Consider the following 13,530-nt stretch of genomic DNA (forward strand, 5'->3'; position numbering starts at 1 on the left):
GCCACGCATATTTATCCCTATGCGCGGGCCGACGATGGCAGCGCTTAGGGTCACACGCCTTTGGCAATGTCTTGGTAGGAAGAAAACGCGTGACACGATCAAGCGTGGAGACAAAATATGAGCCAATATGGGCCGTTGAAGTTGCACGTCCCCGAGCCTACAGGGCGTCCGGGTTGCAAGACTGACTTTTCCTATCTGCATCTTTCGCCGCCCGGCGAGGTGCCCAAACCCCCCATTGATGTTGCCGCGGTTGATACCGGCGCCTTGGCGTACAGCCTGGTCCGGGTGATCGACGACGACGGCCGCGCGGTCGGCCCCTGGGCGCCCGAGATCAGCAACGATATGATGCGCGCCGGCATGCGGGCCATGCTGAAAACGCGCATCTTCGACGGGCGCATGCTGACCGCCCAGCGCAAGAAGAAAATCTCGTTCTACATGCAGAGCCTGGGCGAAGAAGCCATTGGCTCCGCCCATGCGCTGGCGCTTGAGCAAGGCGACATGTGTTTCCCCACCTATCGCCAGCAAAGCCTGCTGCTGTCGCGCGATGTGTCGCTGGTGACGATGATGTGCCAGCTGATGTCCAACGAGCGCGACCCCCTCAAGGGCCGCCAGTTGCCGGTGATGTATTCCGATCGCCCTAACGGCTTCTTCACGATTTCGGGCAACCTGGCCACGCAGTTCATCCAGGCGGTGGGCTGGGCGATGGCCTCGGCCATCAAGGGCGACACGCGCATCGCATCGGCCTGGATTGGCGACGGCGCCACCGCCGAAGCCGACTTCCATACCGCGCTGACCTTTGCGCACGTCTACCGCGCGCCGGTCATCCTGAACGTGGTCAACAACCAGTGGGCCATCTCGACGTTCCAGGCGATTGCCGGCGGCGAAGGCGCCACCTTCGCCGGCCGCGGCGTGGGCTGCGGCATTGCGTCGCTGCGCGTGGATGGCAATGATTTCCTGGCGGTCTATTCCGCCTCGCGCTGGGCCGCCGAACGCGCCCGCCGCAACCTGGGCCCGACCCTGATCGAATGGGTGACGTACCGCGCCGGTCCGCACTCTACCTCCGACGACCCTTCCAAATACCGGCCCGGCGACGACTGGGCGCACTTTCCGCTGGGCGACCCGATCGAACGCTTCAAGAAGCACCTGATCGGATTGGGCATCTGGTCAGACGCCGAGCACGACGCCGTGCGCGCCGAACTCGACGCCGAGATCGTCGCCGCCCAAAAGGAAGCGGAAAGCTACGGCACCCTGGTGGACGGCCACGTTCCCAGCGCCGCCAGCATTTTTGAAGACGTCTACAAAGACATGCCGGAGCATCTGCGCCGGCAGCGCCAGCAGCTCGGAGTTTGATCATGGCCATTGATAACAACGCTGGTCCGGCCTCTGCGCCGATGACCATGATCCAGGCTTTGCGCTCGGCCATGGATGTGATGCTGGAGCGTGACAACAACGTGGTGGTGTTCGGCCAGGACGTCGGCTATTTCGGCGGCGTGTTCCGGTGCACGGAAGGCCTGCAAACCAAGTACGGCAGCTCGCGCGTGTTCGACACGCCCATCTCCGAAGGCGGCATTGTCGGCGTCGCGGTGGGCATGGGCGCCTACGGCCTGCGGCCTGTGTGCGAAATCCAGTTCGCTGATTATTTTTACCCGGCGTCCGACCAGATCGTGTCGGAAGCCGCGCGCCTGCGTTACCGCTCGGTGGGCGAATTCATTGCCCCGATGACGATCCGCATGCCTTGCGGCGGCGGCATCTACGGCGGGCAGACGCACAGCCAAAGCCCCGAAGCCATGTTCACGCAGGTCTGCGGGCTGCGCACGGTGATGCCGTCCAATCCGTATGACGCCAAGGGCTTGCTCATCGCGTCCATCGAGAACGATGACCCGGTGATCTTCCTGGAACCCAAACGGCTGTATAACGGCCCGTTCGACGGCCACCACGACCGGCCCGTCACGCCATGGACCGGCCGGCCAGGCAGCGTGGTGCCCACGGGTTACTACACCGTGCCGCTGGATTCCGCCGCCATCGTGCGGCCGGGCAATGCGCTGACGGTGCTGACCTATGGCACGACCGTGTATGTGTCGCTGACGGCCGCCGAAGAAACCGGCATCGACGCCGAAGTCATCGACCTGCGCAGCCTTTGGCCGCTGGATCTTGAAACCATCGTGAACTCGGTGAAGAAGACCGGCCGCTGCGTGGTGGTGCACGAAGCCACGCGCACGTGCGGGTATGGCGCGGAATTGATTGCGCTGGTTCAAGAGCATTGCTTCCATCACCTGGAGGCGCCTGTGGAGCGCGTGACCGGTTGGGACACTCCCTATCCGCATGCGCAGGAATGGGCGTACTTCCCCGGTCCGCGCCGGGTCGGCGAAGCGTTCAAACGCGCGATGGAGGTGTGAGATGGGGATTCATATCATCAAGATGCCCGACATCGGCGAAGGCATTGCCGAGGTCGAACTGGTGGGCTGGCACGTCAAGGTAGGCGACACCGTCGCCGAAGACCAGCCGCTGGCCGACGTGATGACGGACAAGGCCACGGTGGAAATTCCATCGCCGGTCGTGGGCAAGGTGATTGCGCTGGGCGGCGACGTGGGCCAGGTGATGGCCGTGGGCGGGGAGTTGATTCGCCTGGAAGTGGAAGGCGAGGGGAATGTGCGCGCCGGGGCGGGCGCACCGCCGAAGCCTGCCGCGCCGGGACAAGGCGCGGACCCGTCCGCAACGCAAACCGCAGCACAAGGCGCAACGCAAACCGCAGCACAAGGCGCAACGCAAACCGCCACCCAGGCTGCAACGCCAGGGGCAACGCAAACGCAAACGCAAACGCAAACGCCAACGCAAACGCCTGCCGCGAAGTCCGCGGGCGGCATCGCCGGCCAGATTGCGGCGTCGATGACGCCCGCCGCGGCGTCCGCCAAACCGCAAGCGGCGCGCTCGTCATTCGCTGCTTCGTCCGCCACGGGCGGCTCGCCGTCCGTTCCCCGTCAGCCCGGCGACAAACCGCTGGCCTCGCCCGCGGTACGCAAGCGTGCGTGGGATCTGGGGATTGAATTGCGTTTCGTCGCGGGCAGCGGTCCGGCCGGCCGCGTCATGCACGAAGACCTGGACGCCTATCTGCAATCGCAAGGGGCGGGCAACGCCGCGCGCGGCGGCACGGCGTATGTCGAACGCCACGACGAAGATGCGGTGCCTGTCATCGGGCTACGCAGAAAGATTGCGCAGAAGATGGCCGAGTCCAAGCGCCGCATTCCGCACTTCAGCTACGTCGAGGAAATCGACGTGACGGAACTGGAAGACTTGCGCGTGCAGCTCAACCAGAAATGGGGCGAGTCGCGCGGCAAGCTGACCTTGCTGCCGTTGCTGGCGCGCGCCATGGTCGTTGCGCTGCGCGACTTTCCGCAGATCAATGCGCGCTATGACGATGAAGGTGGCGTGGTGACGCGTTACGGCGCTGTGCACATCGGCATCGCCACGCAAAGCGAAGGCGGTCTGATGGTGCCGGTGATGCGTCACGCCGAAGCGCGCGACCTTTGGTCGATGGCGGCCGAGATCGGCCGGCTGGCGCAAGCGGTGCGCAGTGGCACGGCCGGGCGCGACGAGCTGTCCGGGTCCACCATCACCATCACCAGCCTGGGCCCCTTGGGCGGCATCGTCACGACGCCGGTGATCAATCACCCCGAGGTCGGCATCGTGGGCGTGAACCGTATCGTTGAGCGGCCGGCCTTCCGCAATGGCGCCGTGGTGGCGCGCAAGCTGATGAACCTGTCGTCGTCGTTTGACCACCGCGTGGTGGACGGCATGGACGCGGCGCGCTTCATCCAGGCGGTGCGTGCGCTGCTGGAACAACCCGCGCTGCTTTTCGTGGAGTAAGCATGAGCCAGATCACAAAGACAACGACCTTGCTGGTGATCGGCGGCGGCCCCGGTGGGTACGTGGCCGCCATCCGCGCTGGCCAATTGGGCGTGCCGACCCTGCTCGTCGAAGGCGCGCAACTGGGCGGCACCTGCCTGAACATCGGCTGCATTCCGTCCAAGGCGCTGATCCACGCGGCCGAGGAATTCGACAAGGCGCGCCACTACGCAGGCAAGTCGGCGCTCGGCATTTCGGTGGCGACACCCGCGATCGACATCGCGCAGACGGTGTCGTGGAAGGACGGCATCGTCGGCAAGCTGACGGGCGGCGTCGGCGCGCTGTTGAAGAAGAACGGCGTGGAAGTGGTGCAGGGCTGGGCCAGCCTGCTCGACGGCAAAACCGCCGAAGTCACGACCGCAGACGGCAGCACCTTGCGCATCCAATGCGAACACCTGTTGCTGGCGGCCGGGTCCGAACCCACGCCGCTGGTGTCGATGCCGTTTGGCGGCATTGTGGAGTCGTCGACCGAAGCCTTGTCGCCCACGTCCATCCCCAAGCAGTTGGTGGTGGTGGGCGGGGGCTACATTGGCCTGGAGCTAGGCACCGTGTACCGCAAGCTGGGCGCAGAAGTCGCCGTGGTGGAAGCGCAGGACCGCATCTTGCCGACCTACGACGCCGAACTGACCAAGCCCGTTGCCGCCGCCCTGGTGAAGATGGGCGTGGCGCTGCACGTCAGCCGCAAGGTGCTGGGCCTGAACGGCGCGGGCGATGCGGTGCGCATTCAGGACGCTTCCGGCGCCGAAACCCTGTTGCCGGCCGACCGCGTGCTGATCGCCGTGGGACGCCGCCCGCGTACGCAGGGCTGGGGGCTGGAAAGCCTGCAACTGGATCGCAAGGGCAACGCGCTGCGAATTGACGACCAATGCCGGACGTCGATGCGTGACGTCTGGGCCATTGGCGACATTGCCGGCGAGCCGATGCTGGCGCATCGCGCGATGGCGCAGGGCGAGATGGTGGCCGAATTGGTGGCGGGCAAACGCCGTCACTTCCACCCGGCCTCTATTCCCGCCGTGTGCTTTACCGACCCTGAAGTGGTGGTGGCGGGCCTGTCGCCGTCGGAAGCGGAAGGCGCAGGGCTGGACTGCCTGACGGCATCCTTCCCGTTTGCCGCCAATGGCCGCGCGATGACGCTGGAGTCCACCGACGGCTTTGTCCGCGTGGTGGCCCGGCGCGACAACCACTTGATCGTGGGCTGGCAAGCGGTGGGGCGCGGCGTGTCGGAATTGTCGACGGCGTTTGGCCAGTCGTTGGAAATGGGTGCCACGTTGGAAGACGTGGCGGGCACCATTCACGCGCATCCGACCTTGGGTGAAGCGGTGCAGGAAGCAGCGCTTAAAGCGCTGGGCCACGCGCTGCACATCTAGTTCGGGTTGGGCTGATCGATGATCAGCCGGTGGCGGCAAGCGCCGCTACCGGCTGCCGTCGATGTACGGCCGGGCCTGCAAGACGATGATGTTGTCGCCTTGCACGGCCCATTCGATATCCTGATCCACATTGCCCAAGCGCAGCTTGATCTGGTTGCCCACGGCGGCCAGCCGCGCAACGAGCGCATCGTTCAGCACTTGTCTTGATCCTTCAATCGGCACCTCGCGCACGCCACCCGCGGCGTCGGCCACCAACTGCGTGTCCTCGGCGGAACGGCTCAGCACCTGCACCGCCTTGGACCAAGTGGAATACATCAGCTGCTCGGCTTGGCGCTTGCCTTCCACCACCTTGATGCCCAGCCCGCGCTTGGCGGAAATGTACGTGACGTAGCGGCGCGACGCGTCAAAGGGGTCACGCGTGATCATCACGCCCGAGCTGTCTGATGCGGCCGCCTGCTGCACCAGCACCGCCATCACCACGCCATCCTGGCCGATGCCGGCCGCGCGCCGCGCCTCATAGGCTTCGAAGTTATAGACCGACGCCCATACGGTTTGCACGGCTTTTGCCAACGCGTCGGCCTGCGTCACGTTGGGTACGGTGGTGTACAACCCTGCGCCGCTGAAGCCGGGCAGGTCTTCGGAATTGGACGAGCTGCGCACGAACACGCCGCGCCCGTGCAACTGCTTCGTCCAGCGTTCGCGCCACGCGGCGGCAAGCGCGGCGTCGGGCGGGGCCTGGATGATGTCTTGCCGCAATGCCGCCAATTCGGCGCGGCGCACGTTGGCGTCCTGGGCGAAGTCGGGCCGTTGTTCAAGCGCGGCGATGCGTGCCGGAATGCCAAGTTGCTTGATGAATGCCGCGTACTGGGCGAATGGAATGCAGAAGCCGTCGGGCACGCTGGCCAGCGGCGGCAGCGCCGATTTCAGTGCGCCCAGGTTGGCCGCCTTGACCCCGCAGTACCGGCTGTCGCGCGTGGCCATGCCGGTCAGGGATTTCAGCGCGCGCACCGATAGATCGGGCTTGGGCAGGGCAGCGGCTTTGGGCGGGTCGTTGGGTTTGCCGTCGGGGTTGGTCCCGGGCGTTGGATCGGGTTTGGCCTGCGGCTTGGCGATGGGCTGCACCTGGTAGCCGTTGCTGTTGACGGTCAGCTCCACCCACTGGCCGTCATACTGGCGCAGCGCCGAGACGGCGTCGCGCACGTAAGCGTTGGGAATGCGCCAGCCCTTGGCCAGCAGGTTCACATGCGACAACAAGGTGGACGGCCGCTGCGTGACCAGGCCCGCGACCGGCGAAATGGCGACAGGCACTTCGTCCAGCACCACGATATCGGTGGGCGCCAGATCCGGCGTGTCTTCGACCGACTTCACGATGCGAAGACGGCCCTGCGCACGGCCGGTGTTCAGCGGCAGAAACGTCTGTTCGCGCAACAGCGCCTCTTGCGTCACCAAGGCCAGCCCGGCGGTTTGCGCCGTCTGCTCTTGCGTCGTGGAGTTCGCCTTGAAGCGCACGGGGTCGTAGAACGTGGCGCGCAGCTTGTCTTCGGTCAGGCGCAACAGCGCGGGCGTGACGCGGTCGCCTTCCCAGAACTCGTAGGTGTAGCCGGGCAGATCGCGCTGCCAGCTCAGGGTGCCGAACAACAGACGCCGGTCGGGGTCTTTGTACTGGGCAATCAGCGTGGCCTTGTCCGCGTCCGGCAGCAACCGGCGTTCGCGCGCAAAGTTCTCGTGCAGCGTATAGCGCGGCGTGTCGATGTAATAGATGCGGTCGCCGCGGCGCCGGTCAATCACGAACAGCACATGCGGAATCTCAAGCGGCGTGCCAGCGTTATAGACGCGCGCCAGCTGCTGGAATTCCGCCTGCGTGCGGATCTGATTCAGATACGCCGGCCCGCCGTGCTTGGCATCTTCCGCTTGTTTGGCGGCCCGCTCGTCCGGGCGCAGCGGGCGGGCGTTCTCATAGGGAGAAGGCTTGCGTGCCGTCTGCGCCTGCGCGGCCGGGTGGATGCTGGCAGCCAGCAGGCCGAGGGCTGTCAGAACGATCAGGCTGGGTCGGCGCAACGGGCGTAGCGCGGGAAGGCGGCGGGTGGCGGGCGATAGGCGCATGAAGGGGGCGCAAAAAGGGGCGCAAAAAGGGCGCAAAAAGGGGAGGCGAGATGGGGACGCAAAAAAGGGGCAGGTCGCAAGGAGTTGCGATGATATCGGAGCCCCTGGCCCGGCCCGTAGTCGGATGTGACCGGATGTGCCCATTCCTGTACGAATCGCCTTTCGCGCCTTGAGCGCCTTGACGCGCCTTACACGGCTCAAGCCCCTTACAAAATACCCAGTTTCAGTGATACGCGGCCGCAAGCGATTCCCGTGTAATCCACCCCTGGCAATAAGCCGCGCCGGCGGCACGAGACCCAGCCCGTTTCTGCACGCGCGGACGGGCGCGGTGTCTCGTAGGGCCTTTCCGCAGGGGGAGCGAAAGCTGCCCCTGTTTTTTTTGGGGACTCCGATTTTCGGTATCGGCTGGCCCCACACGCAACAAGGCCCCCAATCGGGGGCCTTGTTTTAACTCGCTAGCCTGAGCCAGCCAGCCATTTCCAGCCAGAGCCGGAATCAGCCTTCGGCCGTTTCCGCCAGCACGCGTTTGGCTTCTTCAGCCACGCGTTCGGGGGCGGTGCCGCCGATGTGCTTGCGGGCGGCAACCGAGCCTTCCAGCGTCAGCACCTGGTGGACGTCGTCGCCGATCTGGGCGTGATAGGCCTTCAGTTCGTCGGTGGACAGGTCAGCCAGGTCGCAGCCGCGTTGTTCGCAATCGCGCACGGCGTGGGCGACCACTTCGTGGGCGTCGCGGAACGGCACGCCGCGCTTGACCAGGTAGTCGGCCAGGTCGGTAGCGGTGGCGAAGCCTTGCAGGGCGGCGGCGCGCATGTTGTCGGCCTTCACCTTGATGCCGGCAGCCATGTCCGCAAAGATGGTCAGCGTGTCGCGCACGGTGTCCACGGTGTCGAACAGGCCTTCCTTGTCTTCCTGGTTGTCCTTGTTGTAGGCCAGCGGCTGGCCTTTCATCAGGGTCAGCAGGGCGACCAGGTTGCCGTTGACGCGGCCGGTCTTGCCACGGGCAAGTTCTGGCACGTCGGGGTTTTTCTTTTGCGGCATGATCGAGCTGCCGGTGCAGAAGCGGTCGGCCAGGTCGATGAAGCCCACGCGCGGGCTCATCCAGAGCACGAGCTCTTCGGACAGGCGCGACACGTGCGTCATGATCAGCGCGCCGGCGGCGCAGAATTCGATGGCGAAGTCGCGGTCAGACACGGCGTCCAGCGAGTTGCGGCACACGCCATCAAAGCCCAGCGTCTTGGCGACGCGTTCGCGGTCGATGGGGAAAGACGTGCCGGCCAGTGCCGCCGCGCCCAGGGGCAGGCGGTTCACGCGGCGGCGGCAGTCGGCCAGGCGCTCGGCGTCGCGGCCGAACATTTCGGCGTAAGCCAGCAGGTGGTGGCCGAAGGTGACGGGCTGAGCGACTTGCAGATGGGTGAAGCCCGGCATGATGGTGCCGGCGTTGTCCAGCGCGACGGCGGCCAGCGCGTGGCGCAGCTGACGCAGCAGGTCTTGCAGGTTGTCGATTTCATCACGCAGCCACAGGCGGATGTCGGTGGCGACCTGGTCGTTGCGCGAACGGCCGGTGTGCAGGCGCTTGCCCGCATCGCCCACCAGTTCCACGAGGCGCTTTTCGATGTTCAGGTGCACGTCTTCCAGATCCAGCAGCCATTGGAAGCTGCCGGCGTCGATTTCAGACAGGATCTGGGTCATGCCGCGCTGGATGTCAGCCAAGTCCTGGGCGCCGATGATGCCCTGGGCGGCCAGCATGTCTGCATGCGCGAGCGAGCCCTGGATGTCGTGGCGCGCCAGGCGCTTGTCGAAATCCACGGACGCCGTATAGCGTTTGACGAGTTCGGAAACCGGTTCCGAGAACCGGGCGGACCAGGCCTGCGCCTTATTGGCGAACTGGTTTTGATCGGAGGAGGGAGTGTTTGCCATGATGGGCGGAATTATAGGGCCTGCCGAACCGGCGGCGCACGCAAGGGGGTAGCATGGCCCCAATATCGGCGGCTCGGAACCTCGGATGACGCCGACTTGTCGGATAATCCCCGGTTAGTTTCAAGACCTTAGAGCGAGTCAGAAGAATATGCCCCTGGAATGGGAAGAACTGGTCACCCAGCTTGATACGCACATGCCGCACGAGGCTTGGGCGCAAACGCTGGTCGGTATTGGCGCGCTGATCCTGACGGCGCTGTTCGTCCAGTGGGTGGTCGCGCGCGTCGTGCTGCTGCTGGCGCATCGCGTGCTGGTGCTGAGCGGCCGGGGCGATTGGGACAAGGCGCTGCAACGCCGCCGCGCCTATCAAAACCTTTGGTATGCCGTGCCGTTTGCGGTCGTGTCTATGGGCATCGACCTGGTCCCGCACGTGGAAAAAGCGGTGACGGTGGTGGGCCGGCTGGCGCATGCCGGCGCGTGGATCTGTGTGTTCGTGGCGTTCTCGGGTGTGCTGAGCGCCTGGCAAGACACGTATTCCGCCACGACGCGGGCGCAAACCCGGTCAATCAAGGGCTATATCCAGATCAGCAAGCTGGTGCTGATGGCGGTGTGCACCGTGCTGGTGCTGTCCATCCTGATCGACCGCTCGCCGCTGTGGATGATTTCCGGCCTGGGTGCGCTGTCGGCGGTGCTGCTGCTGGTGTTCAAGGACACGCTGCTGTCGCTGGTTGCCAGCACGCAGCTGACCAGCAACGACATGCTGCGCATTGGCGACTGGATCGAAATGCCGCAGTCCAACGCCGACGGCTTCGTCAAAGACATCGCCCTGCATACGGTCAAGGTGCAGAACTGGGACAACACCGTCACCACGGTGCCCACCTACAAATTGTTCTCGGAAAGCTATCGCAACTATCGCCACATGTTTGAATCGGGCGGGCGGCGCATCAAGCGCACCTTGCGTATCGATGCATCCAGTGTGCGGTTTCTGACCGACGAAGAAGCCCAGCGGCTGATGCGGTTCCGGCTGCTGCATGACTATCTGCAAGCCAAGACCCACGACATTGCGCAAGCCAATCAGACGATGGGCGAGCTGGCCAGCGTGCCGGCCAACCGCCGCCGGCTGACCAATATCGGCACGTTCCGCGCGTATGGGCTGGCGTTTCTGAAGCAGAACCCGGAAGTGCGGCAAGACATGGCGATGATGGTGCGCATGATGGAGCCCACCTCCGACGGCATTCCGGTCGAGGTCTATTGCTTTACCGCGGTGACCGCCTGGGTGGAATACGAGCGCATCCAGGGTGATATTTTTGACCACCTGCTGGCGATTCTGCCGGAACTGGGCCTGCGTCTGTACCAGCAGCCGTCGGGTGCTGACATCGGCGCCATGGGCAGCCAGCTGCGCGAAAACGCCATCCAGACGGCGCTGGCCGCCGAGCGCGACCGGCAAGGGCTGGCGCTGACGGACGGGCAGGGCATGCCGCCTGAGCGCAGCCCGGCTGACGGGATGATGCCGCGCTAGGGCGTGGCGGCCCCGGGGCGCCATGAGATAATCCGCCGGTTGGAACTTACGTCTTCATTGACTCCAGGCGATCACCCCGATGTCGAACCCGTTCTTCAACCTGTATTCCCACGGCTTCGCCCGGGTGGCGGTCGGCGTACCCGAATGCCGGGTCGCCGATCCGGCCTTCAACGCCGCGCAGACCATTGAATTGGCCCAGCAGGCCGCCCAGGGCGGCGCCGTGCTGGTGGCGTTCCCCGAGCTGGGCCTGTCCGCCTACACCTGCGACGATCTCTTCCACCAGAAAGCGCTGCTGGATGAATGCGAAGCGGCGCTGGCCCAAGTGGTGGCTGCCACGGCCGAGCTGGACATCGCCGTCATCGTCGGCGCGCCGCTGCGCGTGTCGCACCAACTGTTCAATTGCGCGGTGGTCGCGGCAAGCGGCCGCATTCTGGGCGTGGTGCCCAAGAGCTACCTGCCCAATTACGGCGAGTTCTACGAAGCGCGCCAGTTCAGCGCCGCCGATTGCGCGGCCGCCACTGAAATCCGATTGCTGGACCAGACGGTGCCGTTCGGCCCCGAGCTGCTGTTCCAGATGGACAAGCTGCCGCTGTTCCAATTCCACGTTGAAATCTGCGAAGACGTCTGGGTGCCGATCCCGCCGTCCTCGTTCGCGGCCTTGGCCGGGGCGACCGTGCTGGTCAATCTGTCCGCCTCGAACATCGTCGTGGGCAAGTCGGAATACCGCCATCAACTGGTGGCGCAGCAATCGGCGCGCTGCCTGTCTGCGTATATGTATACGTCAGCGGGGCGGGGCGAATCGTCTACCGACCTGGCCTGGGATGGCCAGGCGCTGATCTACGAAAACGGCGAGCTGCTGGGCGAATCCGAACGCTTTCTGAACCATTCCCATCTGCTGTTCTCGGACGTGGACCTGGACCGCCTGTCGCGCGAGCGCATGCGGCAGACCACGTTCGGCCAGTCGGTGCGCCGCCATCAGGACGAAGTGCGCAAGTTCCGCACCGTGGCGGTGCCGGTGAGCCCGCCGCTGGATGACGCCGAGCTGCCGCTTGAGCGGCGCGTGGCGCGATTCCCCTATGTGCCGGCGGACCCGCAACGCCGCGACGCCCGCTGCAAAGAGGTCTACAGCATCCAGGTGCAGGCGCTGGTGCAGCGCTTGTCGGCCAGCAAGATGGCGAAGGTGGTCATCGGCATTTCTGGCGGGCTGGATTCCACGCACGCCTTGCTGGTGTGCGCGCAGGCCATGGATACGCTGGGCCTGCCGCGTTCGAACATTCTGGCCGTGACCATGCCGGGCTTCGCCACCAGCACCCGCACGCTGCAACAAGCGCGCCGGCTGATGGCGGTGGTGGGCTGCACGGCGTCGGAAATCGACATCCGCCCCAGCTGCCTGCAAATGCTGAAAGACCTGGGCCACCCCTATGCAGACGGCAAGCCGGTCTACGACATCACGTTCGAAAACGTCCAGGCGGGTGAGCGCACCAACCACCTGTTCCGGCTGGCGAATTTCAGCAACGCCATCGTCATCGGCACGGGCGACTTGAGCGAGCTTGCACTGGGTTGGTGCACGTATGGCGTGGGCGATCACATGTCGCACTACAGTGTGAACGCCAGCGTGCCCAAGACCTTGATCACGCATCTGGTGCGCTGGGTGGCTGAGTCTGGCCGTCTGGGCGACGAGGGCGCCGCCGTGTTGCTGGACGTGCTGGGCACGGACGTCAGCCCCGAATTGGTGCCGGGCGGCGCGGACGACAAACCCGTTCAGAAAAGCGAAGACTCAATCGGCCCCTACGAATTGCAGGACTTCAACCTGTACTACACGCTGCGCTATGGCTTTGCGCCCACCAAGGTGGCGTTCCTGTCGCTGGCCGCCTGGCGTGACCGCGAGGCGGGCGCGTGGCCGGAAGCCGGGCATGTCGTGCGCAACCAGTACGACCTGGCCGCCATCAAGCGCAACCTGAAGATATTCCTGGACAAGTTTTTCCGTACCAGCCAGTTCAAGCGCACCTGCGTGCCGAACGCGCCGAAGGTCGGCTCGGGCGGTTCGTTGTCGCCGCGCGGCGATTGGCGCGCGCCCAGCGATTCGGAATCGGTGGTGTGGATGCGCGACGCCGAACGCATTCCGGACGCCGAACCGGACGCCTGATCGGGGTTCTCCCGCAATGACGCTGGCGGCCCCCTTGCACGGCGGGCCCCGGTGTTATTCTCTTATTCATCGCGCGCTGGCCGCCTTGCAAGCGGCGGCCCGGGCGCCGCAACAGATCAAACACCCAGGACGACCAACGTGAAACAAGTCACCGCCATCATCAAACCCTTCAAGCTCGACGAAGTCCGCGAGGCGCTGGCCGAAGTCGGCGTCAGCGGCTTGACCGTCACCGAGGTCAAGGGTTTCGGCCGTCAGAAAGGCCACACCGAACTCTATCGTGGCGCGGAATACGTGGTGGACTTCCTGCCCAAGATCCGTGTTGAAGTCGTACTGCCCGACGACCAGGTCGAAGCCGCCATCGAAGCCGTGGTCAAGGCCGCGCGCACCGGCAAGATCGGCGACGGCAAGATTTTCGTGTCGCCCGTTGAGCAAGCCATTCGCATCCGCACTGGCGAAAGCGACGAAGAAGCACTGTGATCCGCGCCGCCTGTTGACCGCCAGATCAGGCCGCCTGTTGACCGCCACTTCTGACCGCCATTTCTGACCGCCATTTCTGAACGCCAGATCAGGCCGCCGTA

General features: G+C 65.1%; 9 protein-coding genes. 7 read left to right on the top strand and 2 right to left on the bottom strand.

The window, feature by feature from the left end; all coding sequences use genetic code 11:
* The first annotated feature begins 117 nt into the window (after positions 1 to 117).
* From AC1DSJ_RS07545 to lpdA, 4 genes are read left to right on the top strand one after another with little or no spacing between them, the layout of a single operon-like run.
* On the top strand, positions 118 to 1,350 hold the full coding sequence (locus tag AC1DSJ_RS07545; RefSeq protein ID WP_054426129.1) for a 3-methyl-2-oxobutanoate dehydrogenase (2-methylpropanoyl-transferring) subunit alpha: 1,233 nt from the start codon (positions 118 to 120) through the stop codon (positions 1,348 to 1,350).
* 2 nt (positions 1,351 to 1,352) lie between these two features.
* Positions 1,353 to 2,396 carry an alpha-ketoacid dehydrogenase subunit beta gene (locus AC1DSJ_RS07550; RefSeq protein WP_054426127.1) on the top strand — a complete coding sequence of 348 codons (1,044 nt, stop codon included), beginning with the start codon at positions 1,353 to 1,355 and terminating at the stop codon, positions 2,394 to 2,396.
* Position 2,397: 1 nt separating this feature from the next.
* Positions 2,398 to 3,864, top strand: coding sequence for a dihydrolipoamide acetyltransferase family protein (locus AC1DSJ_RS07555; protein WP_441371218.1), 1,467 nt, complete (start codon positions 2,398 to 2,400; stop codon positions 3,862 to 3,864).
* A gap of 2 nt (positions 3,865 to 3,866) precedes the next feature.
* A complete protein-coding gene (gene lpdA, locus AC1DSJ_RS07560) occupies positions 3,867 to 5,270 on the top strand; it encodes a dihydrolipoyl dehydrogenase (protein WP_342067420.1) in 1,404 nt (467 codons plus the stop codon).
* A 45-nt stretch (positions 5,271 to 5,315) separates the two neighbouring features.
* Here lpdA and AC1DSJ_RS07565 read toward each other — a convergent pair whose 3' ends face one another.
* Positions 5,316 to 7,373: a PEP/pyruvate-binding domain-containing protein gene (locus tag AC1DSJ_RS07565; protein WP_441371219.1), complete on the bottom strand. Its 2,058-nt coding sequence runs from the start codon at positions 7,371 to 7,373 to the stop codon at positions 5,316 to 5,318.
* Between the two features lie 495 nt (positions 7,374 to 7,868).
* Positions 7,869 to 9,290, bottom strand: a complete 1,422-nt coding sequence (gene argH / locus AC1DSJ_RS07570) for an argininosuccinate lyase (protein ID WP_169272684.1) — start codon at positions 9,288 to 9,290, stop codon at positions 7,869 to 7,871.
* A gap of 148 nt (positions 9,291 to 9,438) precedes the next feature.
* Here argH and AC1DSJ_RS07575 point away from each other — a divergent pair, with 148 nt between their 5' ends.
* From AC1DSJ_RS07575 to AC1DSJ_RS07585, 3 genes are all read left to right on the top strand, one after another.
* A complete protein-coding gene (locus tag AC1DSJ_RS07575; RefSeq protein ID WP_054426114.1) occupies positions 9,439 to 10,806 on the top strand; it encodes a mechanosensitive ion channel family protein in 1,368 nt (455 codons plus the stop codon).
* Positions 10,807 to 10,885: 79 nt separating this feature from the next.
* The gene (locus tag AC1DSJ_RS07580; protein WP_175169985.1) at positions 10,886 to 12,952 is read left to right on the top strand and encodes an NAD(+) synthase; all 2,067 of its coding nucleotides are present in this window, start codon (positions 10,886 to 10,888) and stop codon (positions 12,950 to 12,952) included.
* A gap of 138 nt (positions 12,953 to 13,090) precedes the next feature.
* Positions 13,091 to 13,429 carry a P-II family nitrogen regulator gene (locus tag AC1DSJ_RS07585; RefSeq protein ID WP_006218942.1) on the top strand — a complete coding sequence of 113 codons (339 nt, stop codon included), beginning with the start codon at positions 13,091 to 13,093 and terminating at the stop codon, positions 13,427 to 13,429.
* Positions 13,430 to 13,530 lie beyond the last annotated feature (101 nt).

This window comes from Achromobacter sp. 01N37 (assembly GCF_056399725.1).